The sequence below is a fragment of the Kitasatospora sp. NPDC005856 genome, assembly GCF_040629945.1.
GTDB lineage: Bacteria > Actinomycetota > Actinomycetes > Streptomycetales > Streptomycetaceae > Kitasatospora.
The window spans coordinates 20,264-46,939 of sequence record NZ_JBEXWT010000009.1; the positions used below are offsets into that span (position 1 = coordinate 20,264).

At 73.4% G+C, this 26,676-nt stretch carries 17 protein-coding genes and 1 pseudogene; 16 read left to right on the top strand and 2 right to left on the bottom strand.

Annotated features, from left to right (window positions below; genetic code table 11):
* Positions 1 to 247: 247 nt before the first annotated feature.
* Both ABZ449_RS08090 and ABZ449_RS08095 read left to right on the top strand, forming a co-directional pair.
* Complete coding sequence (locus ABZ449_RS08090; protein ID WP_360342086.1) at positions 248 to 1,699, top strand: APC family permease; 1,452 nt, start codon at positions 248 to 250, stop codon at positions 1,697 to 1,699.
* Positions 1,700 to 1,905: 206 nt separating this feature from the next.
* Complete coding sequence (locus tag ABZ449_RS08095; RefSeq protein ID WP_360342330.1) at positions 1,906 to 3,132, top strand: PLP-dependent aminotransferase family protein; 1,227 nt, start codon at positions 1,906 to 1,908, stop codon at positions 3,130 to 3,132.
* A gap of 90 nt (positions 3,133 to 3,222) precedes the next feature.
* On the opposite strand, the gene ABZ449_RS08100 is transcribed toward ABZ449_RS08095, so the two are convergent.
* On the bottom strand, positions 3,223 to 3,714 hold the full coding sequence (locus ABZ449_RS08100) for a DUF1269 domain-containing protein (protein WP_360342089.1): 492 nt from the start codon (positions 3,712 to 3,714) through the stop codon (positions 3,223 to 3,225).
* 350 nt (positions 3,715 to 4,064) lie between these two features.
* On the opposite strand from ABZ449_RS08100, the gene ABZ449_RS08105 reads away from it, so the two are divergent.
* The 10 genes and pseudogenes from ABZ449_RS08105 to ABZ449_RS08150 all read left to right on the top strand — a co-directional run bounded on the left by ABZ449_RS08105 (position 4,065) and on the right by ABZ449_RS08150 (position 19,943).
* Positions 4,065 to 4,967 carry a polyphosphate kinase 2 family protein gene (locus ABZ449_RS08105; RefSeq protein ID WP_360342092.1) on the top strand — a complete coding sequence of 301 codons (903 nt, stop codon included), beginning with the start codon at positions 4,065 to 4,067 and terminating at the stop codon, positions 4,965 to 4,967.
* 135 nt (positions 4,968 to 5,102) lie between these two features.
* Positions 5,103 to 7,847, top strand: coding sequence for an HAD-IC family P-type ATPase (locus ABZ449_RS08110; RefSeq protein WP_360342095.1), 2,745 nt, complete (start codon positions 5,103 to 5,105; stop codon positions 7,845 to 7,847).
* A gap of 28 nt (positions 7,848 to 7,875) precedes the next feature.
* The gene (sulP, locus tag ABZ449_RS08115; RefSeq protein ID WP_360342098.1) at positions 7,876 to 9,645 is read left to right on the top strand and encodes a sulfate permease; all 1,770 of its coding nucleotides are present in this window, start codon (positions 7,876 to 7,878) and stop codon (positions 9,643 to 9,645) included.
* 272 nt (positions 9,646 to 9,917) lie between these two features.
* Positions 9,918 to 10,613: a DUF4232 domain-containing protein gene (locus ABZ449_RS08120; RefSeq protein ID WP_360342101.1), complete on the top strand. Its 696-nt coding sequence runs from the start codon at positions 9,918 to 9,920 to the stop codon at positions 10,611 to 10,613.
* A gap of 468 nt (positions 10,614 to 11,081) precedes the next feature.
* Positions 11,082 to 13,121 carry a PEP/pyruvate-binding domain-containing protein gene (locus tag ABZ449_RS08125; protein ID WP_360342104.1) on the top strand — a complete coding sequence of 680 codons (2,040 nt, stop codon included), beginning with the start codon at positions 11,082 to 11,084 and terminating at the stop codon, positions 13,119 to 13,121.
* A gap of 139 nt (positions 13,122 to 13,260) precedes the next feature.
* Positions 13,261 to 14,616 carry an ATP-grasp domain-containing protein gene (locus ABZ449_RS08130; protein ID WP_360342107.1) on the top strand — a complete coding sequence of 452 codons (1,356 nt, stop codon included), beginning with the start codon at positions 13,261 to 13,263 and terminating at the stop codon, positions 14,614 to 14,616.
* A gap of 44 nt (positions 14,617 to 14,660) precedes the next feature.
* The gene (locus tag ABZ449_RS08135; RefSeq protein ID WP_360342110.1) at positions 14,661 to 15,800 is read left to right on the top strand and encodes a nucleotide disphospho-sugar-binding domain-containing protein; all 1,140 of its coding nucleotides are present in this window, start codon (positions 14,661 to 14,663) and stop codon (positions 15,798 to 15,800) included.
* A gap of 211 nt (positions 15,801 to 16,011) precedes the next feature.
* Complete coding sequence (locus ABZ449_RS08140; protein WP_360342113.1) at positions 16,012 to 17,121, top strand: alpha/beta hydrolase; 1,110 nt, start codon at positions 16,012 to 16,014, stop codon at positions 17,119 to 17,121.
* A gap of 34 nt (positions 17,122 to 17,155) precedes the next feature.
* Positions 17,156 to 17,320 (top strand): annotated as a pseudogene (locus tag ABZ449_RS08145) (helix-turn-helix transcriptional regulator); the annotation flags it as partial.
* 115 nt (positions 17,321 to 17,435) lie between these two features.
* Positions 17,436 to 19,943 carry a SpoIIE family protein phosphatase gene (locus tag ABZ449_RS08150; protein WP_360342116.1) on the top strand — a complete coding sequence of 836 codons (2,508 nt, stop codon included), beginning with the start codon at positions 17,436 to 17,438 and terminating at the stop codon, positions 19,941 to 19,943.
* Here the strand turns inward: ABZ449_RS08150 and ABZ449_RS08155 are convergent.
* Entirely contained in the window at positions 19,940 to 20,620 is a 681-nt protein-coding gene (locus tag ABZ449_RS08155) for a TetR/AcrR family transcriptional regulator (RefSeq protein ID WP_360342119.1), read from the bottom strand. The genes ABZ449_RS08150 and ABZ449_RS08155 overlap by 4 nt on opposite strands.
* Before the next feature lie 248 nt (positions 20,621 to 20,868).
* Here ABZ449_RS08155 and ABZ449_RS08160 point away from each other — a divergent pair, with 248 nt between their 5' ends.
* The 4 genes from ABZ449_RS08160 to ABZ449_RS08175 all read left to right on the top strand — a co-directional run bounded on the left by ABZ449_RS08160 (position 20,869) and on the right by ABZ449_RS08175 (position 26,639).
* Positions 20,869 to 22,122 carry an MFS transporter gene (locus ABZ449_RS08160; RefSeq protein WP_360342122.1) on the top strand — a complete coding sequence of 418 codons (1,254 nt, stop codon included), beginning with the start codon at positions 20,869 to 20,871 and terminating at the stop codon, positions 22,120 to 22,122.
* Between the two features lie 68 nt (positions 22,123 to 22,190).
* Positions 22,191 to 23,990, top strand: a complete 1,800-nt coding sequence (locus ABZ449_RS08165) for a glycoside hydrolase family 3 N-terminal domain-containing protein (RefSeq protein ID WP_360342125.1) — start codon at positions 22,191 to 22,193, stop codon at positions 23,988 to 23,990.
* 49 nt (positions 23,991 to 24,039) lie between these two features.
* Positions 24,040 to 25,164, top strand: a complete 1,125-nt coding sequence (locus ABZ449_RS08170; protein WP_360342128.1) for a 5'/3'-nucleotidase SurE — start codon at positions 24,040 to 24,042, stop codon at positions 25,162 to 25,164.
* 20 nt (positions 25,165 to 25,184) lie between these two features.
* Entirely contained in the window at positions 25,185 to 26,639 is a 1,455-nt protein-coding gene (locus ABZ449_RS08175; protein WP_360342131.1) for a carboxylesterase family protein, read from the top strand.
* Positions 26,640 to 26,676 lie beyond the last annotated feature (37 nt).

Here is a 26,676-nt window from a genome sequence, read left to right on the forward strand (position 1 = left end):
CTCGTCCGTCCTCGCCCCCCGGGCCAGCACCTTATCGGGCGGGCGCCGGGGACCGGTCAAGCGGGTGGCGGGCGGGCACCGGTCAAGCGGGCGGCGGGCGCCGGGCGCCGGGGAGAGGGCCGCCGAAGCGTCGCGTCAGCGAGTCCTCCCGGGGGCCCGCGCTCCCTTGACGGACTAAGTTATGGTCCTTAACTTGATCCCGCGTTCCCGCTCCCCATGGTTCGTCCCCCACCTCATGGAGCCACCCGTGTCCTCAGGCTTGACCCGCAGAATCGGCCTCTTCCAGGCCACCGCGATCAACATGAGTCAGATGTGCGGCATCGGACCGTTCGTGACGATCCCGCTGATGGTCGCGGCCTTCGGCGGTCCGCAGGCCGTCGTCGGCTGGATCGCGGGTGCGCTGCTCGCCCTGGTCGACGGCCTGGTCTGGGCCGAACTCGGCGCCTCGCTGCCCGGCGCCGGAGGCACCTACGTCTACCTGCGCGAAGCGTTCCAGTACCGCACCGGGCGGCTGATGCCGTTCCTGTTCGTCTGGACGGCGATGCTCTTCATACCGCTGATCATGTCCACCGGAGTCCAGGGGATGGTGCAGTACCTCGCCTACCTGTGGCCGGACATGACGACGCTTCAGGGGGACGTCGTCGGGGTCGCGGTGCTCGCCCTGGTCGTGGTGCTGCTGTGGCGCCGGGTCGAGGACATCAGCAGGATCACGGTCGCCATGTGGGCCGTGATGATCGTCTCGGTCGGCGCGGTGATCCTCGCCTCCTTCACCGACTTCCACCCCTCGCTGGCCTTCACCTGGCCCGCCCACGCCGTCGAGCTCACCCACGGCCGGTTCTGGATCGGCTTCGCCGCCGGACTGACCATCGGCATCTACGACTACCTCGGCTACAACACCGCCTCCTACCTGGGTGCCGAGATCAAGAACCCCGGCCGGGTCATGCCGCGCGCCATCGTCCTCTCGATCGTCGCCATCATGGCCGTCTACCTGCTGATGCAGATCGGCGTCCTCGGCGTGATCGACTGGCACGCCATGCTGGACCCGGACGACGTGGCCTCCAGGTCGGTCGCCTCCGCGGTCCTGGAGCGGACCTGGGGCAAGGGCGCCGCAGACACCGTGACGGTGCTGATCCTGGTCACCGCCTTCGCCTCCGTCCTCACGGGCCTGCTCGGCGGTTCCCGGGTGCCCTACGAAGCGGCCCGCGACGGGATGTTCTTCCGCTCCTTCGCCAGGCTGCACCCCCGGCACGGCTTCCCGGTCCTCGGCCTGGTCGCCATGGGCACCGTCACCGCCGCCGGCTTCCTGTTCGCGCGGCACATCGGCAGTTCCTCCGCGCACCCGCCGCTGAGCATCCTGATCGCGCTGCTGACCAGCGTCATGGTGCTCGTCCAGGCGCTGGCCCAGATCGCCGCCGTCACGGTGCTCCGCAGGCGGCAGCCGGACCTCGCCCGCCCGTACCGGATGGTGCTCCACCCGCTGCCGGGCATCGTCGCCGCCGTCGGCTGGCTGGTCATCTACGGCTACGCGGACAAGGCCAACGACGGTGTCCACCCCATCGAGTGGTCGCTGGCCTGGGTCGCCCTCGGCGGCCTCGCCTACCTGGCCTGGTCCAAGGTCGAGGGCGTCTGGCCGTTCGGCCCCCGGGAGATCCGCGAGGAGTACCTGGAGGCCCAGCGCGCCGGGGCGCCGACAGCCTGAGGACGCCCGTCCACGGTGACGCCCCCGGCCCGGCCGACTGTGCCCCCACCGCCGGGGCGCGTACCCTGCGGACCGGCACCCGGCCCGCCCGCACTCCCCACCCCGCCCGCTAGGAAGCCCAGTTGACCATCACCTCCGACGACACCCCGACCCGCCTGGACCTCGCCGCCCTGCACTCCTCGCTGGCCGACCCGGCCCTGGAGTCGATGAACTTCCTCAACGAGATCGCCGGCCGCTACCCCGAGGCCGTCTCGCTGGCCGCCGGCCGGCCCAGCGAGGAGTTCTTCGCGATCGAGGACGTCCACCGCTACCTGCGCCGCTTCGAGCGCCACCTCACGGAGGACCAGGGGCTCACCCCCGAACAGGCCGCCCGCACCTTCCTCCAGTACGGCCGCACCAAGGGCGTCATCCACGACCTGGTCGCCCGCAACCTCGCCGTGGACGAGGGCGTCACCGTCGACCCGGCCTCCGTCGTGGTCACGGTCGGCTGCCAGGAGGCCATGTTCCTGGTGCTGCGCGCGCTGCGCACCGACGAGCGCGACGCCGTCCTCGCCGTCGCGCCCACCTACGTCGGCCTCACCGGCGCCGCCCGCCTGGTCGACATGCCCGTGCGCACCGTCCGCAGCGGGCCCCGCGGCGTCGACCTCGACGACCTCGACGCCGTCCTGCGCCGGGCCCGCGCCGACGGGCTGCGCCCGCGCGCCTGCTACCTGCTGCCCGACCACTCCAACCCCTCCGGCCTCAGCCTCGACCTGGCCACCCGCCACGCCCTGCTGGACCTCGCCGAGCGCGAGGACCTGCTGCTCCTGGAGGACAACCCGTACGGCCTGTTCACCGCCGGCGACGAACGGCTGCCCACCCTCAAGGCGCTGGACACCCGGCGCCGGGTGGTCTACCTCGGCTCCTACGCCAAGACCGGCCTGCCCGGCGCCCGGATCGGCTTCGTGGTGGCCGACCAGGAGGTGGTCACCCCGAGCGGGGCCACCGGCCTGTTCGCCGACGAACTCGCCAAGCTCAAGAGCATGGTGACGGTCAACACCTCGCCGATCGCCCAGGCCGTCATCGCCGGCAAGCTGCTGGAGCACGAGGGCAGCCTCGTCCGCGCCAACGAGCGCGAGACCGCCCGCTACCGCGAGAACCTCCAGTGCCTGCTGGCCGCCCTCTCCGCCCACTTCCCACCCGGGAGCCCGGTCACCTGGAACACCCCCACGGGCGGCTTCTTCCTCGTCGTCACCGTCCCCTTCGAGGCGGACGACGCCCTCCTCGAAGCCTCCGCGCAGGACTACGGCGTGCTGTGGACCCCGATGCGTCACTTCCACGACGCACCGGAGGCGGCCAGCCAACTCAGGCTCTCCGTCAGTGTGCTGACGCCGGATCAGGTGGAGGAGGGTGCGCGTCGCCTGGCCCGGCTGCTCACCGACCGCCTCGGCTGACCCCACCCGGCGCACCGTTCCCGAGCCCGCGGGCGGTCCGGACCGCCCGCGGGCCGTCCGTACCCTCGAACGGATCAGTGGAGCGGGGCCTCACTCGCCTTCGGTGAACGCCTCGCGCAGCCGGGCCTCCTCGTCCGCCGAGAGGTCCGTCTCCAGGAGTTCGGCGTGCAGGCCCTCGAAGGCGGCCCTGACCGGGTCGAGCACGGCGTCGGAGCTGAGCACGAACAGGGCGGAGGTGCCGGGGGTGACCTTCTCCCGCAGCCGCTTGACGAAGTCCTCGTCGATGCCGACGTGCGCGAGGTGGCCCCCGAGCGCGCCACCGGCCGCTCCCAAGGCCGCGCCGAGCACGGGAACGAAGAAGATCATCCCGAGCAGGAAGCCCCAGAAGGCGCCACCCACGGCACCCATCCCGGTCATGTCGCTGAGATGGCGGGTCTTCGGCTTCCTGGCTCCTTCCGGCCAGCTGACCACGGCTCCGTCCTGGACCTTGATCAGCTCCTGCCGCCCCAGCCGCCTCAGCGTGGCGAGCGCCTCCTCGGCTCCGTTCGCGGTGGGAAAGCGCCATACCGTCAGGGTCGCCATCACGGCCTCCGATCGCGGGGGTACTGCCCGGCAGCCCCATCGTCGGTACGGTCCGCGGGCGGTGCCACACACGGACGCCGGACGGGCGATCCGGCCGCGAGCGCCCCGGACCGGGCGGCCCGGGCGGGCCCGGTCCGGAAGGACACCGACGGGACACCGACGGGACATCGACCGGACACCGTCCGATTGACACGGCCGTCCGGCGGCCACAGCGTGGCAGTTAGCACTCTTCCGTGCTGGTCGGCCCCGGTTTCCGCCGCGTCGAGGACGCGGGTGCGGACGCGGGCGCGGACGGGGCGGTGCGGCAGGCCCCGTGGCGCCCGCCGGACCCGAGAGGAACTGGTACAGGCATGTCGGACGGACGAACGGCCAGGCGCATCGCGAAGTTCATCAAGCCGCTGCGGGTGAAGCCGGGGACGCGGGTGAACCTCGCCGAGGACTTCGACCCCCGCTACAAGGCGGGCATGAAGAAGCGCGAGGGCGTCGAGCTGCTGCGCTCCGGCGTGGCGCTGCTCTCGGAGTACCAGGCCCGGTTGGCGGCCCAGGACACCTACGGAGTGCTGCTCTGCCTCCAGGCGCTCGACGCGGGCGGCAAGGACGGGACGATCCGCCACGTCATGAGCGGGGTCAACCCGCAGGGCGTCCACGTGAGCAGCTTCAAGGTGCCCTCCGCGGAGGAGCTCGACCACGACTTCCTGTGGCGGTACGCGCAGCGGCTCCCGGCGCGCGGGGACATCGGGATCTTCAACCGGTCGCACTACGAGGAGGTCCTCGTGGTGCGGGTCCACCCGGAGAACCTCGACCGGCAGAAGCTGCCGGCGGAGTCGAAGGGCCGCGGGGTCTGGCAGCGCCGGTACCGGGAGATCAACGACTGGGAGCGCTACCTCACCGACAACGGGTTCAAGGTGGTGAAGATCTTCCTGAACCTCTCCAAGGAGGAGCAGCGCCGCCGTTTCCTGGCGCGGATCGACCTGCCCGAGAAGAACTGGAAGTTCTCCGAGGCGGACATCCGCGAGCGCGAGCGCTGGGACGACTACCAGGAGGCGTTCTCCGACATGCTGTCGGCCACCAGCACGCCGTGGGCGCCCTGGTACGTCGTGCCGGCCGACCGCAAGTGGTTCGCGCGCATCTGCGCGGCGGCGGTGCTGGCGCACACCCTGATCGGGATCGATCCGCGGTTCCCCACGGTCGACGAGCAGGCCCGGAAGGAACTCCGCGCCGCCAAGCGCCGGCTGGAGGCGGAGGACTCCTGAGGCGGCCGCGCGGGACCCGTACGCGCGGGACCCGTGCCCGCGTGACCCGTACGCGGGGGCGTGTCGGACCGGCCGGTGCCCGGGGCGTTTCCGGGATCTTGCGGGGGGACCCTCTCGGATCTTGAGGAGTGAAGCATGGCGGAGCAGGCTGGGCCGTCCGGCCCGCAGGAGTCACCGGACCCCTGGTACGCGCGACCTCCCCGCGAGGTCGCGTCCGCGCTCGGGGTGGACCCGGCGACCGGGCTCACCGCCGCCCGGGCGGCCGAACTGCTCGCCGCGAACGGGCCGAACGCGTTGCCCGAGGAGAAGCCGAGGCCGGACTGGCTGCGCTTCCTCGACCAGTACCGCAGCTACATGCAGATCATCCTGCTGGCCGCGGCGGTGGTCTCGCTGGCGATCAAGGAGTGGACCACCGGGGTCCTGCTGATCGTCCTGACACTGTTCAACGCGGTGGTCGGCCTGCGGCAGGAGGGCAAGGCCGAGAGCGCGATGAACGCGCTGAGGTCGATGATGAAGGCCACCGCGCGGGTGCGGCGGGACGGCACGGAGGCGGAGATCCCGGCCGAACAGCTGGTCGTGGGTGACGTGGTGCTCGTCTCGGCGGGCGACGAGGTCCCCGCGGACGGACGGATCGTCGAGGCCAGCGCGCTGCAGATCGACGAGTCGGCGCTGACCGGCGAGAGCGTCCCCGCCGCCAAGGACGCCGGCACCCTGCCGGCCGAGCGGCTGGGCCCGGGCGACCAGACCAACATGGCGTTCATGAACACCCCGGTCACCCACGGCAGCGGACTGCTCGTCATCACGGCGACCGGCTCCGGCACCGAACTGGGCAAGATCTCCGGGATGCTGTCGGCGACCGAGAAGGAGCAGTCGCCGCTCACCAGGGAGCTCAACACGCTGACGCTGTGGATCGCGGCGGCGGCCGGCCTGACCATGGTCGTGATGTTCGCGCTCGGCCGCAGCCGCGACCAGGCGTGGGACGCCCTCTTCGTCAGCGCGGTGTCGCTGGCCATCGCGGCCATCCCGGAGGCGCTGCCGACGGTCAGCCAGGTCATCCTCTCCGTCGGCAGCCTCAACCTGGCCAAGCGGCACGCGATCGTGAAGGAACTGCCGTCCGTCGAGACCCTCGGCTTCACGTCGGCCATCAACTCCGACAAGACCGGCACCCTGACGATGAACCAGATGACGGTCGTGGAGGTGCTCAGCCCCACCGACCGCTACACCGTCTCCGGCACCGGCTACCGCCTCGAGGGGCGGATCCACCACGCCGCGGGATCCGCGCCGAGCATCGAGGAGGCCGTCCTGCCGTACCTGGTCGCCAACGACGCGAAACTGGTCGAGGGCGAGGTCGTCGGCGACCCGACCGAGGGCGCCCTGCTCGTCCTGTGCCACAAGGCCGGACTGGACATCGAGGGCACCCGGGAGCGCCTGCCCCGGCTCGCCACGCTGCCGTTCGACCCGAGTTACAAGCTGATGGCCAGCTTCAACGAGGCGAAGGACGCGGACGGCCGGGCGGTGGTGCGCTGCTTCGTGAAGGGCGCGGCCCCCGCCGTCACGGCCCGCGCCTCCTCGGCCGTCTCGAACGGCGTGGTCGTCCCCTGGGACGCGGACCTCGGCGGACGCGCCCGGGCGCAGACCGAACGGATGGGCGGCGAAGGGCTGCGGGTGATGGCCGGGGCCGTCCGTGACCTGGACCCGGCGGAGTTCGACCCGGACGGCGACCTGCTGGCCTACGTCGAGGACCTGCGGATGACCAGCCTGGTGGCCATGGTCGACCCGCCGCGCGAGGAGTCGCGGGCCGCGGTCGCCAGCGCGCAGGCCGCCCACATCCGGGTCCGCATGGTGACGGGCGACGACGTCACCACCGGGGCGGCCATCGCCCGGCAGCTCGGCATCGACGGGGAGGCCGTCCTCGGCGCCGACTTCGCCGCCCTGCCGGAACACGAGCGGCTGGCCCGGATCGACGGCATCGGAGTCGTCGGCCGGGTCGCGCCCGAGCACAAGGTGCTGCTCGCCGCCACGCTCAAGCAGAAGGGCGACGTGGTCGCCATGACCGGCGACGGCGTCAACGACGCGCCGGCGATCAAGGCCGCCGACATCGGCATCGCCATGGGCAGCGGCACCGACGCGGCGAAGAATGCCAGCCGCATGGTCCTCGCCGACGACAACTTCGCCACCATCGTCTACGCCGTGGCGGAGGGCCGGAAGCTCTACGACAACCTCACCAAGTACATCCGGTTCGTCCTGGTGCTGCTGGTGACGTTCGTGCTGACCTTCCTCGGGGCCGCGCTGCTGAACATCGCCGCGGGCGAGCCGTTCACCCCGGCGCAGGTCCTGTGGGTCCACTTCGTGGTCAACGCCCCGTTCGGCTTCGCCCTGGGCTTCGACCAGGAGAGCCCCGGTCTGATGCGGCGCACCCCGCGCCCGCGCGGCGAGACGGTGCTGACCAGGCCCGTGATGATCACCGTCGGGCTCGCCGGGCTGGCCGTCACGGTCGCCCTGCTCGGTCTGACCAAACTGGGCGAGGCGCACTACCACAGCGCGCACATCGGCAACTCGATCGCCTTCACCGCCTTCGCGCTCTGCCTGATCGTGGCGGCCTACGAGTGCCGCAGCGAGCGCGGCTCGGCGCTGACCGTCAGCACCTTCGACAGCCGGCAGATGAACCTGGCGGCCCTCGGCGAGTTCGCCCTGGCGGTGCTGGTCACCCAGATGGACGCGTTCCACCGCCTCCTCGGCACCACCGACATCGACGCCCGACAGTTCGGCTGGGCCCTGCTGGCCGCCGTCGCGCTGCTGCTGCTCTGGGAGCTGGGCAAGTTCGTGGCCCGCAGATCGCCGGCCGCCCGCGGCGCGGCGGCGGCCGAACCCCGTCCGTGACGGCGGTCCGGAGTCCTTGAGGAGATCCATGGCTGCCGGTGTTCCCCCCGACGGTGCTCCCGCCGACGGTGCTCCCGCCGACCGGGGATGGCGCCGCGTCGTACCGACCCTGCCGGGACTCGCGGTGCTCCGCGCCTACCGGCGGGACTGGCTGCGGGGCGACCTGGTGGCCGGTGCCACGGTGGTGGCCTACCTGGTGCCCCAGGTCATGGCGTACGGGAGCGTGGCGGGCCTGCCGCCGGTCACCGGGCTGTGGGCCATCCTGCCCGCGATCGTGCTGTACGCCCTCGTCGGCTCGTCCCGGCTGCTGTCGGTCGGGCCGGAGTCCACCACCGCGCTGATGACCGCCACCGTGATCGGGCCGCTGGCCGGCGGCGACACCGCCCGGTACGCCGTCCTGGCCGCGAGCCTGGCCGTGGTGGTCGGCCTGCTGTGCGTACTGGCCTGGCTGGCCAGGCTCGGCTTCGTCGCCGACCTGCTCTCCCGACCGGTGCTGATCGGCTACCTCGCCGGCGTGGCACTGATCATGATCGTGGACCAGCTGTCCAAGCTCACCGGGATCGACGTGCGGGGGGAGGGGTTCTTCCCGCAACTGACGTCCTTCGCGTCGAACCTCACCGAGGCCCACCTGCCGACGGTCGCCTTCAGCGCCGCCACCCTGCTCTTCCTCCTCCTGGTGGCCCGCCTCCTCCCGCGCCTGCCGGGCCCGCTGCTGGCCGTCGTGCTCGGCACGGCGGTCTCGGCCGCGTTCTCGCTCGCCGACCACGGCCTCGCGGTGATCGGCGAGATCCCGGCCGGGCTCCCCCGCCCCGCGCTCCCGGACCTGACCGAGCTGAACCGGCTGCTGATGCCGGGGCTGGGGATCCTCCTGGTCGGCTACACCGACTTCATCCTCACCGCGCGCGCCTTCGAAAAGGGCGGGGAGGAGGGCCGGTTGAACGCCAACCAGGAACTGCTGGGCCTGGGTGCGGTCAACCTCGGCGCGGGCTTCTTCCAGGGCTTCCCGGTGAGCAGCAGCGCCAGCCGCACCGCGCTGGCCGAGTCGGCCGGCGGGCGCAGCCAGCTGTACGCGCTCACGGCCGGCCTCGGCGTGGTCGCCGTGCTGCTGTTCCTCAGCCCGCTGCTGCACGACACACCGGACGCCGTGCTCGGGGCCCTGGTGGTGTTCGCCGCGCTGCGGATGATCGACCTCGCCGGCTTCCGCAGGCTGGCCTCCTTCCGCCGTCGCGAACTGCTGCTGGCGCTCGGATGCATGGTCGGCGTGCTGAGCCTGGACATCCTCTACGGCGTCCTGGTCGCGGTGGGCCTGTCGGTGATCGAGCTGCTCAGCCGGGTCGCGCGGCCGCACGACGCCGTGCTCGGCCTGGTGCCGGGCGTGGCCGGCATGCACGACGTCGACGACTACCCCGAGGCGCGCACCGTCCCCGGCCTGCTCGTCTACCGCTACGACTCCCCGCTGTTCTTCGCCAACGCCGAGAACCTCCGGCGCCGGGCGCTCGCCGCCCTGGCCGAACAGCCGGAGCCGGTGCGCTGGTTCGTCCTCAACACCGAGGCGAACGTCGAGGTGGACATCACCGCCCTGGACTCGCTGGACGCCCTGCGGCTCGAACTCGAGGCCCGCGGCATCGTCTTCGCCCTGGCCCGCGTCAAGCAGGACCTGCGCGCCGAACTCGACGCCTACGGCCTGAGCACCTCCGTCGGCGCCGACCGGATCTTCCCCACCCTCCCCACGGCGGTCACCGCGTACCGCTCCTGGGCCCGGGACGAGGGGTTCCCGGACGGCGCACCGTCGGCGTGACCGGGGCCGGTGAGCCGATGGGCGGCCGTAGCAGGAGCCGGGCGAGCGCCCCGGGATCCGTCTCCTCCGCGGCGTCCGGGACATGGACGCACCCGCGAGATCCGTCCACGCGACCGCGCGCATGTCCACCACGCCTCGGCTGACCGAGTGTCACAGTCCGGTCCCCGTCCTGTCCTGACGATTGTGACGCCGCTCGTGCCACCGGAACGGGTGGGCCGGCCGTCCTGTCCTGTGTCCGCGCAATCAGCACGCATCGCCATCGGGGAGCCACCATGTCCGTCCGCCGCCGCCCGCTGCTCGCCGCCGCCGTCCTCGTCATCGGGGCGGGGCTCGCACTGACCGCCTGCGGGCCCGAGAACACCGACGCGGCCGGCGGCCCGGCCACCGGTGCGCCCACCGCGGGCGGCCCGGCGACGGGGGCGCCGACCGCGGCGGCACCGGCCACGGCGGCGCCGTCGCACCCCGTCCCGCAGAAGCCCTCCGGCACCAAGTCCGACGGGGGGAGTGCCGGCGCGGCCGCGCACCCCTGCGACATCCAGAACCTCTCGATCCAGGTGGCGGCACGCGCCGGGGCGCCCGGCCAGCGGGTGATCGAGGTGCGGAACACCGGCGCGAGCGCCTGCAGTCTGAGCTCCTCCCCGGCGGTCGACCTGGGCAATTCCACCTCGCGCGACCGCAGCGGGAACATCAAGCCGGTGCTCGCCGCCGGCACCGCACGCTTCCCGGTCGCGGCGGGCCAGAAGGCCTACGCGGTGATCGACCTCGACCCGAGCGGTGCCACCACCGGCACCGCCCCCGGCATCGACGAACTCAACGTGCTGGTCGACCAGGACGGCACCAACATGCCCCTCGCGAACACCCGGAACTTCCCGCTCGACAGCGGCGTGCGCGTCCTGAACCCCAAGATGGGCCTCTACCGTTCCACCGTGGTGGACGCGGTCGCCTCCATGACGGCCGCCCCCAGGTAGGCCGCTGGGTACGTACGTCTCCGAGTAGCCCCCGGCCGGGTCCCGGCCGGGGGCTGAATCAGAGCCGTCGTGCGCCGGGCGGGACGCGCCAGGACTCCACCCGCCGCGGTTGATACAAGGGTTCCTTGGGGAAGGAACAAGAAAGCCCGATGTCGAACGGGGATTTGCGTACTTCGGGCGAATTGGGTAATTCCGCTTGAGGTCGTACGGGAATCATTGATTCCGGAAATGCCAGATCGCGCACCGAGCATTGATCGCTCCTCCTGTGACCTCTGCCACAGCTCGGTGCGGCGCCGCACTTTCCTTGACACGGCTCTTATGGCCGAATCGATGCGCGGTGGCCTGAACGCACATGACCGTTCGTCAAACGTTCATAATGAATGGCAGTGTGGCCGTGGTCGTACCCGACCCTTCTGCAACAGGTGTGCACGGATCGTGCACAAGATGACGAATGGCTGAACTGTGCGCATGACCCGTTCGGATCGCAACGACGCGACCACGCGGCCCCGCTTCTTGAACGAAAAGATCACCCTTGAGGAGTTCTCCGGACTCGCCGGCACCGTCGGGGGCTATCCCTATGTGAAGATCGTGCTGGACTGCGACGAGTCGGTGCTCCACTTCATCGACAGTGCCGACGGCATGCTCCACGTCCGTTACGTCGCGTGCGAGATCCTCGGCATGTCGATCGACGAACTCGCGAGCCGGCTCGATTCCTTCAACGACGACGTCTACCGGAATCCCGACCGTCGTTTCTATCTCGGCACGCTCGCCCGCCACACACGTCGCGCCACGGAAAGCCGCGCCCCGGAAAGCGGCGACGAGGCCGAGACCTTCCTCTCCCTGGAAACCGTGGACGTCGACACCATGTCCCAGGACATGCTGCGGTTCTTCTACCACCGGGTGCGCGAGCACGTCGACCCGTCGCTGCGGCTGGTCCTCAAGCCGGCCGGTCACCGGCAGGAGGCCTACCTCGCCGGCATCCCGGAGACCGAGATCCCGCGCGTCCTGTCCCACGAGCTCTACTCCGCCGCCTCGTTCGTGCCGCTGAACCCCGGGACGGCCCACGGGCGGCTGCGGGTGTTCCGCTCGGAGGAGGAGTACCGGGCCGACCCGGAGCCGCTGGAGTGGCACGACATCGTGGTGATGCCCCGGGTGCCCGAGGACATCCCCCGGGTGTCCGGCATCATCCACACCGAGCACACCACGCCGCTCTCCCACATCAACGTGATGGCCGCCGGATGGCGCATCCCGAACGCCGTCGGCATCGACGCCGTCGACCGGATCGACCGCGACGGGCTGGCCGGCCGGTGGGTGCACTACCGGGTCGAGGCCGGCGGCGGGGAGCTCCTCCTCGAAGCCGCCCCGCCCGGCGGCGGCCACGAGGGCGGTCGGCCGACTCCGCCGGCCGACCGCATCACCGTGGACCGGCCCGACCTCGCGCCCACGCCCGTCACCCCGCTGTCCGAACTGCGCGCGGGGGACCATGTCCGCTTCGGCACCAAGGCCGCCAACCTCGGTGAACTCACCCACCTGCTGCAGCACGGCTCGCCGCGTTGGCTCGGCTTCTACCAGGTGCCCCGGCCGCCCCGGGACAACCTGCTGCGCTACCTGGCCCGGCAGGTCGGCCTCCCGGAGGACGCGGACGAGGCCGAACTGAACGCCGCCGCACGGCTCCTGGTGAAGGAACACGCCCTGGTGCCGCGCGGGATCGTGCTGCCGTTCTCGCTCCAGCAGCGCTTCCTCGACTCCTCGGCGGAACTCCGGGACGCCGTCGACCGGCTCGACTCCGGGCTCCGGGAGCAGGCGCCGCGCACCGAGGAACTCTGCCTCGACGTGCAGCGGCTGATCCGCGAGACCCCGCTGCCCGAGCCGATCCGCACCGAGCTCGACCGGGCGCTCGACCGGCACCTGTACGGCGCTCCGGTCCTGGTCGTCCGCAGTTCCTCCAACGCCGAGGACCTGCCCGGCTTCTCCGCCGCCGGCCTCTACGAGTCGGTGGCGCAGGTCAGCGGCGCGGACGCGGTCCTCGACGCGGTCCGGGAGGTCTGGGCCTCGCTGTTCTCGCCGCGTGCGGTGCTGCTGCGGCGCCAGGCGGGCATCCCCCTGGACGACTGCCGGATGGGCGTGATCGTCCAGGAGCAGGTCGGCGCGACCGTCGGCGGCGTCCTGGTCACCTGCAACCCGCTGAGCCCGCAGGACTTCCGCAACGTCTACCTCAACATCTCGCCGCGCTCGGTGACCGACGTGGTCACCGGACAGGGCTCCCCGCTCCAGTACCTGTGCAACACCATGGAGGGCGGCAGCCGGACGGTCTCGCTGGGCTCCGCCGCCACCGACCTGGACGCCCCGACCAAGGACCTCGTGCGCCGACTGGCCCTGATCAGCAGGCTGTTGCAGTCGCACTTCGCACCCGACGAGACGTACGGGGCCCCGGTCGACATCGAGTGGGCGATCGAGGGCGACCAGGTCTGCCTGTTGCAGCTGCGCCCCTTCCACGCCGCCGGCTGACGCGGCCGGAGCACCGCACGGGCCCCCAGGCCGGTGATCCCGCGACGCCGTGATCCCGCGCGCCTGCGAGCCCGCGACCCGGCGAGCCCGCGGTCCAGCGCGCCCGCGTACGAGTGAACTTCCTTCAGGAGAAAGCACGTTGAACAAGATTCTGTACGTCTACGTCAAGGGCGGAGCCCCGCTCGAGTACGCCTTCCCGCGCATCGCCGCCTGCGGGGAACTGCACGTCCTCGCGCTGGCGCCGCTGCCCACGACCGCGGAGGAGGTGTGGCGGCCCAGCTGTACCGACATCGAGCTGGTGCCCGACGCACCGCGCGGCGACGACCTGGTCGAGCTGATCGTGGAGCACGCGAAGGCCATCGGGGCCGACGCGCTGCTGACCCTCTCGGAGTTCGCGGTCCTGGCCGTCGCGCACGCCGCGAGTCGTCTCGGCCTGGCCGGTGCGGGGGAGGGGATCGTCCGCGCCCGGGACAAGCGGCTGATGCGGGAGGCGTGGGCCGCCGCAGGGGTGCCGATACCCGGGTTCCGCCGGGTCGACGCCCTCGCGGACCTCGACGGCGCCCTGGCCGATTTCACGCCCCCGCTGCTGCTCAAGCCGGCCTGGGGCGCCGGGTCGGTCGCCCAGATCGTGCTGGACTCGCCCGGGGACGCCGCCCCGGCGTGGGCCGAGATCGAGCGCGGGCTCCAGGCCGGCAGCCGGGTCGGCATGAACGAGCTCTACGCCGCGGACACCGACCGGGACCGCCTGGTCGAGGAGATCGCCCAGGGCTCCACCGAGGGCTGGTACGAGGAGCCGGGGTACGGCGACTACGTCAGCGTGGAGGGGATCGTCGCGGACGGCGTCTACCGCCCGCTGGCGATGACCGCCAAGCTGCCGACCGTACCGTCCTTCGTCGAGGTGGCCAGCACCTCGCCCTCCGTCATGGCGGTGCCGCTGCAGCGCCGGATCGAGGAGGTCTCGCGACAGGCCGTCGACGCGCTCGGGCTGGAGAACTGCGGCACCCACACCGAGCTGAAGCTGATGAAGGACGGCGAGCTGGTGGTCATCGAGACCGCGGCCCGGTTCGGCGGCCTGCTGACGACCAGGCAGGTCCACGAGGTCTTCGGCCTCGACCCGATCGGCATGCTGGTCCGGCAGCTGCTCGGCGAGCGGGTCGAGTACCCCGAGGCCATGCTCACCGACGGGCTCAGGGCCGCCGCGTCGCTGGCCGTCGTCCCGGCCGACGCGGCGGGCGTGCCCTGGCGCAGCAACCCGGTCTGGAACCCGCAGGCCGTGGACTGGCAGAGCCTGCTGTCCCCGGGCAGCACCATCGAGGCCGTCCCCGCCTTCGCGATGCCGGCGGGCCGGACGGTCCCCGCATTCGACCCGTCCGCGGGGTCGCGCAACTGGCTCGGGGTCTACCTGCTGAGCGCCGTCGACGCCGTGACCCTGCAACGCGACTGCAACGCCGTGCTGAACGGCATGGAAGCGGCTCTGCACCGGGCCGCCTCCTGACCGCCCGCAGCCGCTCCCCCCGTCCCGACGACCGAGGTTCCTTCATGCGTGTACTGTTCGCCGGCGCTCCCGGCATCGGCCACCTCTTCCCGCTCGTCCCGCTGGCCAGGGCGATGCGCGAACTCGGCCACGAGGTCGCGGTGGCCTCGATGGACGGCGGCGAGGCCGTCGCCGGGGCCGGGCTGCCGTACCTGTCCATCGCGCCGGGGGTCGACTGGCGCAAGGAGATCAGGGAGGCCGGCCGCACCCGGCGGCCCGATCTGATGCGGCGGGTGGTCGAGAGCAACTCGGCCGACCGCGAGGCGTTCGTCCCGCTGGCCGCCCACGTCAACAGCCGGGTGGCCGACGCGATGGTCGAACTCACCGCGCAGTGGCGGCCGGACCTGGTGGTGTACGACTACCAGTTCCCGGTGGCCCTGCTCGCGGCGACCCGCCTGGGCGTGCCCGCGGTCCAGCACGACCTGGGATTCGTCCGCACCCCGAAGCTGCGCGCGCTGATGCTCGCGGAGATGGCGGACACCTTCGCCCGGCACGGGATCGACCGGCTGCCCGAGCCGGCGGACACCATCGACCTCGCGCCGCCGAGCATGGCGGGGGAGGAGCGGTACGGCTGCCCGATGCGGCCCGTCGCGTACAACGGCGAGGGCGAACTCCCCGATCGCCTGGCCGTGCCGGCCGACCGCCCGCGCGTGGCGGTGACCCTGGGCACCGTTCCGCCCAAGACGGACGGCCTGACCAGGATCGAGCGGGTGATCGAGGCGGCGGCCGACGTCGACGCGGAGTTCGTGCTGGCGACCGGCGAACTCGACCTCGGCACCCTCGGCACGCTGCCGGACAACGTCCGCGCGTACGGCTGGGTGCCGTGGCGGGCGCTGCTGGACTCCTGCGCGGCCGCCATCCACCACGGCGGCAGCAGCACCGCCCTCAGCGCGCTGGACGCGGGCATCCCGCAGCTCGTCCTGCCCGACGGGTCGGACCGCTTCATCACCGCCGACGCGGTGCGGGACCGGGGAGCCGGGCTCCGCGCGGCCGCCGAGGACATCGGCCCGGCGCTGCTCGAGCGGCTGCTCACCGACGACTCGCTGACCCGGGCCGCCCGGGAGGTCGGCACCGAGATCGCGGCGATGCCGACCCCCGCGGCCGTGGCGCGGCGCCTCACCGGGCTCACCGGCACGGCCGACTGACGCGGCCCGCAGCCCCTGCCGGGCCGGGACCGGCCCGGCAGGGACACGCCGACAGTCGGATGACTCAACGTCGGTGGGCTCCGGTCGAGGGCGACGCGCCCGTCACTTGACTGATGCGCGGGGTCCCGGTGGCGGTCGAGAGTGGGTCTCGTCACCGAGTCCCGCCGGCGGCCGACGCGGCGGGCGAAACCCCACGCGACCGAGGACGACGATGATCGACAGGCGCAGTTTCAGCAAGGCCGTCGGGTTGGGCATGGGCGCGAGCGCCCTGGCGCTGGCCGGGACGGAGACGGCCGCGAAGGCCTCGCCCGCGCCCGCGCCCGCACCCGCGCCCGCACCCGCGCCCGCACCCGCGGCCGTACCCGCGCCCGCACCCGTGCCCCTTCCGGAGGCGACCCCCGGGGCCGGCACCCACACCGGATTCGCCGCGCTGAAGCAGGTCAGGGCCGGCCTGCTGGACGTGGGGTACGCCGAGGACGGCCCGGCCGACGGTCCGGTGGTGCTCTGTCTGCACGGCTGGCCGTACGACATCCACAGCTTCGTCGACGTCGCCCCGCTGCTCGCCGCCCGGGGCTACCGCGTCATCGTCCCGTACCTGCGGGGGCACGGCACCACGCGGTTCCTCTCCGCCCGGGCCTTCCGCAACGCCCAGCAGTCCGCCGTCGCCCTGGACGTCATCGCCCTGATGGACGCCCTCGGGATCGACCGGGCCGTCCTGGCGGGCTTCGACTGGGGCTCGCGGACCGCCGACATCGTCGCCGCCCTGTGGCCCGAACGGGTCAAGGCGCTGGTCTCGGTGAGCGGCTACCTGATCACCGACGTCGCGGCCCAGGCGAACCCGCTGCCGGCCGCCGCCGAGCACACCTGGTGGTACCAGTTCTACTTCGCCACCGAGCGCGGCAAGAGCGCCATGGAGAACACGGAGAGCCGCCGCGCGCTGTGCCGCCTGGTGTGGGAGACGGTCTCGCCCACCTGGAAGTTCGACGACGCCACGTTCGCCCGTACCGCCGCCGCCTACGACAACCCCGACTACGCCGCCATCGTCATCCACAACTACCGCTGGCGCCTCGGACTCGCCGAGGGCGAGCACCGCTACGACGGCTACGAGAGGAAGCTCGCCGCCCGCCCCCTGATCCACGTCCCCACGGTCACCCTCGACCCGGCCCTCGACCCCTTCACCGCCCCCGACGGCGGCACCGGCTACCGCAAGTACTTCACCGGCCCCTACCTCCACCGCACGCTCGGCGACGTCGGACACAACGTCCCCCAGGAGGCGCCGGCCGCCTTCGTCCGGGCCGTCGTCGACGCGGACCGCCTCTGAGCCGCCGCCCGGCCCGGACGCACCTCACGTCCGGGCCGGGGGAGGCCTGACGAACAAGGAGATCGGCGAGCAGATGCGCCTGTCCCCCCGCACGGTCAGCGCCCACCTCTACCGGGCCTTCCCCGAGCTGGGCATCACGACGCGAGCCGCCCTGCGCGACGCCCTCACCAGGATGGGCGACTGCCTCGCCGTGCCCTGACCCCGGACCGTCGGCGCCGTCGGCCGCCGCCCGCTCCCCGTGCGGCAGGGCGGCGACCCCCGGCCTATTCTGGCGCAAGGGGCCCGAGAGACCCGGTGGAGCACTGAGGTGGACCATGACCGTCGGCGGTGCCTCCTCGCAGAGCCCGCACGTCGACCCGCGACCGCAGGGCGACGCCTTCGCGGTCGTCGATCCGGCCGGACGGGTGTCGCACTGGAGCCCCGGCGCCGAGCGGCTGCTCGGACACCGGGCCGAGGACGTCCTCGGCACCGCGGCGACCGATCTCCTCGGTGACCGCGCGGACACCGTCCGGCTCGCCGGCCGTCGCCCCGGTTACCTCGGCAGCGCCCCGCTGCGCCGTCGCGACGGCGGCACGGTCGAGGCCGCGCTCTGGGCCACCGCGCTCGGCGGCTCCTGGCTGCTCCAGGCCGACCAGGCCGGCGCGGTCCGGCAGACCCAGCTCGACCACGCCCTGCTGGACGCCCTGTTCGCCGAATCCCCGGTCGTCGTCGGGGTGTTCGACATCGATCGGCGCTTCCTCGCCCTCAACCGGGCCGGCCGGCTGGTCGGTGGGATCACCGGGATCGAAGGACGGACCCTGCGGGAGGTGGCGCCGCCCGAACTGCTGGACCTGGACGCCTTCGAGGAGCGGCAGCGCACGGTGCTGGAGACCGGTCAGCCACTGGTGCGCGTCCGGGTCGAGGGCATCACACCTGCGCCCGGACGCCGCCGGGTGGTGTGGTCCGAGACGGTGCTCCCGCTGCGCGGCGGCGCCGGCGAGCCGATCGGCCTGGCGCACATCCTGGTCGACGACACCCGCCAACAACAGGCACGGGAGCGGCTGCGGCTGGTGAACGAGGCGGGCCTGCGGATCGGGGGCGGCCCCCTCGACGCCCGCGACACCGCACAGCGCCTGGCCGAGTTCGTCGTCCCGCGACTGTGCGACCACGCCCACGTCGAACTCTTCGAGTTCGCCCTCGGGACGGGCGAGCCCGATCCCGACGCCGTCTCCTCGGCACTCCCGCTCCTGCGGGCGGCGACCGCCGGCGCCGCCACCCGTGCCGGGCGGACGGGGCCGGCGGACCCGGGCGCGGGGGAGGTCGACCGGTTCGCGTCCACCCCCGGCGGGCCCGTGCTGCGAGCCCTGGCGAGCAGACGGCCGCTGCTCATGACCGGCGCGGAACTGTCCTCGGCCGCCACCGACAGCGGGGACACCCGGGCCGCGGCGCAGGCGCGCGAGCGGGTGCACTCCTGGCTCGCCGTCCCGATGTACGCGGGGGAGCAGCCGCTCGGCGTCGCGGTCCTCGTCCGGTCCAAGGACGTGCCGGAGCACCCGCACACGACCCCGCTCACGACCCGGCACACGGCCCCGCGGCGCTTCGAGCGCGACGACGTGGTCACCGCCGCGGAGATCGTCCGCCGGGCCGCTACCGCCATCGACCACGCCCGGCGCTACGCGAGGGAACGGGCCCGGGCGCGGGACCTCCAACGCCTCCTGCTGCCCAGCCGCCTCTCCAACGCGCCGACCATCGACGTGGCCTACCGCCACCTGCCGGCACGCGGCCCGAGCGGGCTCGGCGGTGCCTGGTACGACTACATCCGGCTCTCCGGCGCCCGGACCGCCCTGGTGGTCGGCGACGCGGCGGGGAACGGGCTGCCCGCCGCCCTCTACGCGCCCCGCATCCGGACGGCGACCCGGGTCCTCGCCGACCAGGACCTGACCCCCGAGGAGGTGCTCTCCGGGCTGGACGCGCTGGTGACGCGCTTCATGGTGGACTTCGCGCACGCCGGCTACGGTCCGGTCGGGAGCACCTGCCTGTTCGCGGCCTTCGACCCGATCACCCAGGAACTGACACTGGCCAGCGCCGGCCACCCGTTGCCCCTGATCCGCGTCGCCGACCGGAGCGTCCGGGCCGTCGACATGCCGATCGGCCGCCCGCTCGGGGTCCACGGCACGCCCTACGAGAGCACCGTCGTGCCCTGGACCGACGGAGACGTCCTGGTCCTGGGCAGCAAGGGCCTCGGCACCGCCGACGGCGACGGCCGCCAGGGCGCACTCGTGGACGCGCTGAGCTCGCTGACCTCGCCCAGCGCGCCCAGCGCGCCCAACCCACCGAACGCGACGCAGACCGATCCGTCCGCGCTGTGCGACCACGTGATCAACCGGCTCAGTCCGAGCGGCCGGCTCTGCGACGCCGTGCTGATGGCCGCCCGGCTGCGCTCCCTCCAACCGGAGCGCTACGCCGACTGGGACCTGGCGGACGACCCCGCGGAGGTCGGCCGTGCCCGCACGCTGGTGGCCGAGCAGCTGACCGCCTGGGGCCTGGAGGACCTGGAGTTCGGCACCCAACTGATGGTCAGCGAGCTGGTCACCAACGCCCTGCGTTACGGCAAGCCGCCCATCCGGCTGCGCCTGATCCGCGACCAGGGCCTGACCTGCGAGGTGACCGACCACAGCAGCACCTCCCCGCACGTGCGGCACGCGGCCGACACCGACGAGGGCGGCCGCGGGCTCTACATGGTCGCCCAGCTCGCCGACCTGTGGGGGACCCGCTACCACGACCGCGGCAAGACCATCTGGGTCCGCCAACCGCTGCCCCCCGAGGCCCAGCCGCCCGGCTAGCCGGCCGCCGTCGGCGCCGGCGGCAGGTCCGCCCCGGTGGTGCTCAGGTTCCGGTACAGCCGCGTCAGGTAGCCGCGCAGTTCGGCGGTCATGTCGACCGCCTCCGGGGCGAGGACCCACTGGAGCTGAAGCCCGTCCATGACCGCCAGCAGCTGCCGCGCCTCGGTCTCGCAGCGCGTGCCGGGGCGCAGTTCGCCGCTGTCCACGCCGCGGTGCAGCGACTGGGCGGCGTCGGCGACCAGGGTGCGGTAGCGGCGGGAGAAGAAGGCGTGCGCCGGGTGGTCCGGGTCCCCGGACTCGCCGACCAGGGCGTTGAACATCCGGGTGCGGCCCGGGCGCCGGCTGTTGTACGCGGTGAGGTCGAGCAGCCGGTGGAACCACTCGGCGACGCTCTCGCACTCCTCGGCGAAGAAGCGCTCGGTGTCGTGGTCGTCGCTGGCCTCCAGGACCGAGACCAGCAGCGCCTCCTTGGTGCGGAAGTGGTGGAGCAGGCCGCCCTGGGTGATGCCGACGTCCTTGGCGATCCGGGCGAGCGAGGTCGCGTGGAAGCCCCACTGGGCGAAGTGCTCCACGGCGGCGTCCAGGATGCGGGCGCGCCGTTCGTCGCCCACCGCGTACGTGCCGCGTGCCGCACCCCTGCCCGTGTCGCGCGTCGTCGACCCGCCCTTGACGTCCATGACAGTCACCTTAGTCAGTGCGGGGGCGGCCGGGGTCCGTGCGGCCCGCGACGGTGTGGCCTGGGTCACACAATGAAAACCTACTGCCCACTCGGTTTTCATGGTTCTCTGGTGCCACCCCGAGACGGCGCCCGAGCCGCCCGGTCGGCCCCCACCCGCCCGCCGACCGGAGCCGAGCCGTGCCGTCCTCCGGGCCCCTCCCCCGACTTCCCGACGCACGGGACCTGTGGCCACCCAGGAGGCCGGTCATGACCACCACCGACACCGCCGTCGGCGCCCGGAGAACCGGGGCGGAGGAGCCGCCCCCGATCGTCGGGGGCCGTCGGCTGCTGCCGATGCTCACCCTCGGCAACGCCGTGCTCTACCTCGTCTACCTGGGCATCGGACAGGTGCTGCTGCCCGCCCAGATCGAACTCCTGGACCCGGACGGGAAGGTCGCCGCGCTCGGCTGGGTCTCCGGCGTCGCGGCCGTCTTCGCGACCCTCTTCAACCCGCTGGCCGGCCTGCTCTCCGACCGCTCCCGGCGCCGCAACCCGTGGATCCTCGGCGGTGGCCTCACGTCCTTCGCGACCCTGGCGCTGCTCGGTCAGGTCCGCACCGTCCTGCTGGTCACCATCGTCTGGTGCCTGGTCCAGGCCGTGATGAACGTCTACCAGTCCGCACTCACCGCCGTCGTGCCCGACCGGGTGCCCGCCGAACGGCGCGGGCTGGCCTCCGCGATGGTCGGCATCGGCACCCCGATCGGCTCGGTCGTCGGCGTCACCCTCGCCACCCGCTACGTCCCGGACTCGCTCGGCACCGGTTACCTCGTGCTCGGCGCGAGCGTCGCCGTCGCGGCCGTGCTGTTCGTCGCGCTGGTCCGGGAGGAACGGCTGCCGGTCGTCGAACCCGTGCCGCTGCGGCGCCAGTTGGCCGCCTTCGCCGACACCCTGCGGGTCACGGACTTCCGCTGGGCCTTCATCGGGCGCTTCCTGATGATGCTCGGCTTCTTCGCCGTCTCGCTGTTCCAGTTCTACATCCTCCAGGACCACATCACCCTGCCCGACGGCATGGACGCGGCCGGCGCCCAGGCCGTGCTCGCGCCCGTCGACGCCGTCTGCACCCTGGCCGCCACCGTTCTCGGCGGCTGGCTCTCCGACCGGTTCGGACGGCGCAAGCCGCTGATCGCGGTCTCCTGCGTGCTGGCCGCCGCGACCATGACCGTCCCGGTCCTGATGCCGGACTGGACCGGGATCCTGCTCTACACCGCGCTCGCCGGGATCGCCTTCGGCTGCTTCATGGCCGTGGACACCGCGCTCGTCACCCTGGTGCTGCCGAGCGCCGACGACACCGCCCGCGACCTCGGCGTGCTGAACATCGCCAACGCCGGCCCGCAGATCATCGCGCCCTTCGTGGCCTCGCTGGTCGTCGGCGCGGCCGGCTACGACGCCCTCTACCTGGTCGGCGCGCTGATCATCCTCGCCGGGGCGCTCGCGGTGGCCCCGATCAAGGGCGTCCGCTGAGCCGCGACCGCCGGTTCGCCACCCCTGTCACGTCCGCAACACCCCCGCAGCACCCAGGAGTTCCGTCCATGCGCGCCACCGCCCCCGCCGGCCCCGCCGGCCCCACAGCCCACCCGTACCAGGACCCGGCCCGCCCGGTCGAGGAGCGGGTCGCCGACCTGCTCGCCCGGATGACCCTGGAGGAGAAGGCCGGCCTGCTCTTCCACACCATGATCCCGATGCACCCCGACGGCCGCCCGGTCGAGGCGGCGGACGGGGACGGGCCCGACTTCCCCGCCGACACCACCGGGCTGATCCGCGGCGCGGGGCTGAACCACTTCAACCTGGTCGGCACCGCGGGCCCCCGGCAGATGGCCGAGTGGCACAACGCCGTGCAGGAGATCGCCGCCGGGACCCGGCTCGGCATCCCGGTCACCGTCTCCACCGACCCCCGGCACTCCTTCACCCTCAACATCGGCGCCTCCATCCAGGCCGGCGCCTTCTCCGCCTGGCCCGAGGCGATCGGCCTGGCGGCCGTGCGCGACCCGGAACTCGTCCACCGCTTCGCCGACATCGCCCGTCAGGAGTACCTGGCCGTAGGGCTGCGGGTCGCCCTGCACCCGCAGATCGACCTCGCCACCGAACCCCGCTGGTCCCGCCAGATGGGCACCTTCGGCGCCGACGCCACGCTCACCGCCGAGCTGGTCCAGGCCTACATCCGCGGCTTCCAGGGCGAGCGGCTCGGCCCGGACGGCGTCGCCACCATGGTCAAGCACTTCCCCGGCGGCGGTCCGCAGAAGGACGGCGAGGACCCCCACTTCCCGCACGGCAAGGAGCAGGTCTACCCCGGCGGGATGCGCGACCTGCACCTCGCGCCGTTCCGGGCCGCGATCGCGGCCGGCGCCGCGCAGATGATGCCGTACTACGGCCAGCCGATCGGCACCGACTGGGAGGAGGTCGGCTTCGGCTTCAACCGGGGCGTGGTCACCGGGCTGCTCCGCGAGGAACTGGGCTTCGGTGGCGTCGTCTGCACCGACTGGGGGCTGCTCAACGACGACGAGATCTTCGGCGAGCCGCACCGGGCGAGGGCGTGGGGCGTCGAGCACCTCACCGTCGCCGAGCGCGCCGCCAAGGCGCTGGACGCGGGCGTGGACCAGTTCGGCGGGGAGGAGTGCCCCGAGGTGGTGGTCGGACTCGTCCGCTCCGGGCGGATCGCCGAGCGGCGGATCGACGACTCGGTCCGGCGCCTGCTGCGCGAGAAGTTCGTGCTCGGGCTCTTCGACGACCGGCGCTACGTCGACCCGGACGCCGCCGAGGAGATCGTCGGCAACAGCGGGTTCCGCACCGCCGGGGCCGAGGCCCAACGCCGCTCGCTCACCGTGCTGGTCAACCGCGACCGCACCCTGCCGGTCACCCGCACCGCCCCCCGGCTCTACACCGAGGGCCTCGACCGCGCGGTCGTCTCCCGCTACGGCCGCCTGGCCGCCACCCCGGCCGGGGCCGACCTCGCGGTGCTGCGGCTGTTCACCCCGTACGAGTACCGCGCCAACCGCTTCGAGTCGATGTTCCACTCCGGCCACCTGGACTTCCCCGAGGGAGAGTTGGCCGCGATCCTGCGTGTGCTGGAGGCCGTCCCGACCGTCGTGCTGATCAACCTGGAGCGGCCCGCCGTCCTCCCCGAGATCGCCGAGCGGGCCGCCGCGCTGGTCGCCGACTACGGCGCGAGCGACGAGGCGATGCTCGACGTCGTCTTCGGCCGCGCCCGCGCCGAGGGCCGGCTGCCGTTCGAACTGCCGCGCTCGATGGCCGCCGTCGAGGCCTCCCGCCCGGACGTCCCGCACGACACCGCCGACCCGGTCTTCCCGTACGGCGCCGGCCTCGCGCTCTGACGCCCGCCCGCGCTCTGACACCCGCCCCCGCTCCGGGAGGAGACCCGACATGAGACCACCGGCCCGAAGGATCGTCGCCCTCACCGCCGCCGCTGCCGCGCTGGCGGGGTCGGCCGCCGCCTCGGCCGCCGAGCCGTCGACCGCTGCCGCCGAGCCGTCGACCGCTGCCGCCGAGCCGTCGTCCGTCGCGGCCGAGCCGTCGACCGCCGCCGCCCGTCCGCTGGCCGGCCTGCGCGTCCTGCTCGGCAACGACGACTCCATGCAGGCCGCCAAGGCGTCGAACTCCGACGGCCTCGGCCTGTACGAGCTGCGCCGCGCGCTGTGCGCCGCCGGAGCCGACGTGGTGGTGATGGCCCCCTGGCAGGTGCGCTCCGGGGCCGGCACCGCCGTCAGCAACGACGGCGTCCTCACCCTGGCCCGCCGCACCGACCTGCCCGCCGGCTACCAGGGCGACTGCTCCGGGACGCCGTCCGGCTCCCCGGTCTACGGGGTCTGCCTGAGCGCCGGCCCCTGCGGCCCCGGCAGCCCGAGCGCTACGCCCGCCGACACCGTGAAACTCGCCCTGCGGGCCGCCCTCGCCGCCAAGGCCGGCTGGACGGACGGCCCCGACCTGGTGGTCACCGGCATCAACTCCGGCCCCAACGTCAGCGCCCAGGTCAACGACTCCGGCACGGTCGGCGCCGCCCTGGCCGCCGTGGAGGAGGGCGTCCCGGCGCTCGCCCTCTCCTCGGCCGGAGACGACAGCGGGGTGTTCTTCCCGCTCGCCGACTACCGGGCCGCCGCCGACTTCGGCGCCCGCCTGATCGCCGGGCTGCGCGCCCGCGGCCTGCTCGGCACGGAGTTCGCGCTCAAGGTCGACTACCCCGACGTCACCACCGCGGGGCCCGCCAAGGCCGCCCGCTGGACCAGGGTCGGCCACGGGCGCGAGGTCTGGCACGCCTACCGGCCCGCCGGCGCCGACGGCTTCGCCATCACGCTCGGCGCGTGCGAGCACCGGCCCGGCGACGCCTGCACCGAGACCGTGCCGGACGCCGACGCCACCGCCCTGCTGCGGGACGGACACGTCTCGGTCACCCCCGTCACCCCCGACCGCACCTACGGTGTCCGGACGGCCGACCCCCAGGAGCTCAACCGGCTCCGCCACTACATCGAGCACGACGCGCCGCGCCCGTGACGCCCCCAGGAGAGCCCCGCATGACCAGTACGGAACCGCAGGACCACCCGGTCGTCCCCACCACCCGGGGCCCGGTGCGCGGCGAGCGCCGCACCGACGGAAGCCTGCGCTTCCTCGGCATCCCCTACGCCCGACCGCCCGTCGGCGAGCTGCGGTTCGCCGCGCCGGTGCCGCCCCGGCCGTGGACGGAGGTCCTCGACGCGACGGCCTACGGGCCCACCGCGCAGCGCCGTCCGTTCGCCGAGGTCACCACCATCCCGGAGCCGACCATCCCGGGCGAGTCCGTCCTCAACCTCAACGTCTTCACCCCCGACCTCGCCCCGGCCGCCGCCCTGCCCGTCCTGGTCTGGATCCACGGCGGCGGCTTCGTCGCCGGCTGCTCGGCCAGCCCCTGGTACGACGGCGCCGCCTTCAACCGGGACGGCGTGATCGTGGTCTCGATCGGCTACCGGCTCGGCATCGAGGGCTTCCTGCACCTGCCGGACGCCCCCGACAACCGCGGTGTGCGGGACTGGATCGCCGCGCTGGAGTGGGTCCGCGACAACATCGCCTCCTTCGGCGGCGACCCGGCCGAGGTGACCGTCGCCGGGCAGTCCGCGGGTGGCGGCGCCGTCCAGACCCTGCTCGCCACCCCGTCCGCCCGGGGGCTGTTCCGGGCCGCGATCTCGGCCTCGGGGGCGGTGATGCGCCCCCAGGACCGCGTGACCGCCGAAGCCGTCAGCGCGGCCCTCACCGCCCGCACCGGCGTATCCGCCACCGCGGCCGCCCTGCGCGCCCTGAGCGGCGAGCGCCTGCTCGAACTCCAGGACGCGCTCGGCGAGGCCGGCCCGGACGGCGACACCCTGCCCCCGCTCTTCCTCGCCCCCTTCGCGGACGGCGAGTTGGTGCCGCTGCCGGTGCCGCAGGCGCTGCCGGACGCGGAGGTGCCGCTGCTGCTCGGCTTCACCGCCCACGAGTTCGCCGCCCCCACGGAGGAGGCTGCCGGCGCCGCCGAGTCGGAGGACGAACTGCGCGGCCTGCTCGGAGCGTTGGGCCTGGACGAGCCGGGCGCGGGCCGCTTCCTCGCCGGACGCCCGGGCGCGAGCGGCGGCGACGCGATCACCGACTGGCTCTTCCGCGCCCCCGCCCTGGCCCTCGCCGAAGCCCGCGCCGAACGCGAACGGCCCACCTGGCTCTACCAGTTCGACTGGTCCGGCACCGCCCCCGGCCGCAGCGGCCAGGCCTACCACTGCATCGACCTGCCCTTCGCCTTCGACCTCCTGGACGCCGAGGGCGCCGAGGCGGCACTCGGCGCGGCGCCGCCGCAGGCCCTCGCCGACGCCGTCCACGGAGCCTGGGTCGCCTTCGTCCGCGACCTCGACCCGGGCGCCGACTGGCCGCCGTACCACCACGACCGCGCCACCATGCGCTGGACCACCGAGCCCCGGGCGGAGCACGACCCGCTGCGCGTCGTCCGCGACATCTGGCACGCCTGACGCGGGGGAACCGGACCGCGCGTGCGGCCCGCCGCCG

What these genes read in the sequence shown, in the direction of transcription:
- ABZ449_RS08095 (WP_360342330.1), top strand. Translation starts at nt 1,906, where the DNA reads ATGAACTTCCTCAACGAGATCGCCGGCCGCTACCCCGAGGCCGTCTCG.
- ABZ449_RS08100 (WP_360342089.1), bottom strand. Translation starts at nt 3,714, where the DNA reads ATGGCGACCCTGACGGTATGGCGCTTTCCCACCGCGAACGGAGCCGAG.
- ABZ449_RS08105 (WP_360342092.1), top strand. Translation starts at nt 4,065, where the DNA reads ATGTCGGACGGACGAACGGCCAGGCGCATCGCGAAGTTCATCAAGCCG.
- ABZ449_RS08110 (WP_360342095.1), top strand. Translation starts at nt 5,103, where the DNA reads ATGGCGGAGCAGGCTGGGCCGTCCGGCCCGCAGGAGTCACCGGACCCC.
- sulP (WP_360342098.1), top strand. Translation starts at nt 7,876, where the DNA reads ATGGCTGCCGGTGTTCCCCCCGACGGTGCTCCCGCCGACGGTGCTCCC.
- ABZ449_RS08120 (WP_360342101.1), top strand. Translation starts at nt 9,918, where the DNA reads ATGTCCGTCCGCCGCCGCCCGCTGCTCGCCGCCGCCGTCCTCGTCATC.
- ABZ449_RS08125 (WP_360342104.1), top strand. Translation starts at nt 11,082, where the DNA reads ATGACCCGTTCGGATCGCAACGACGCGACCACGCGGCCCCGCTTCTTG.
- ABZ449_RS08135 (WP_360342110.1), top strand. Translation starts at nt 14,661, where the DNA reads ATGCGTGTACTGTTCGCCGGCGCTCCCGGCATCGGCCACCTCTTCCCG.
- ABZ449_RS08140 (WP_360342113.1), top strand. Translation starts at nt 16,012, where the DNA reads ATGATCGACAGGCGCAGTTTCAGCAAGGCCGTCGGGTTGGGCATGGGC.
- ABZ449_RS08150 (WP_360342116.1), top strand. Translation starts at nt 17,436, where the DNA reads ATGACCGTCGGCGGTGCCTCCTCGCAGAGCCCGCACGTCGACCCGCGA.
- ABZ449_RS08155 (WP_360342119.1), bottom strand. Translation starts at nt 20,620, where the DNA reads ATGGACGTCAAGGGCGGGTCGACGACGCGCGACACGGGCAGGGGTGCG.
- ABZ449_RS08160 (WP_360342122.1), top strand. Translation starts at nt 20,869, where the DNA reads ATGACCACCACCGACACCGCCGTCGGCGCCCGGAGAACCGGGGCGGAG.
- ABZ449_RS08165 (WP_360342125.1), top strand. Translation starts at nt 22,191, where the DNA reads ATGCGCGCCACCGCCCCCGCCGGCCCCGCCGGCCCCACAGCCCACCCG.
- ABZ449_RS08170 (WP_360342128.1), top strand. Translation starts at nt 24,040, where the DNA reads ATGAGACCACCGGCCCGAAGGATCGTCGCCCTCACCGCCGCCGCTGCC.
- ABZ449_RS08175 (WP_360342131.1), top strand. Translation starts at nt 25,185, where the DNA reads ATGACCAGTACGGAACCGCAGGACCACCCGGTCGTCCCCACCACCCGG.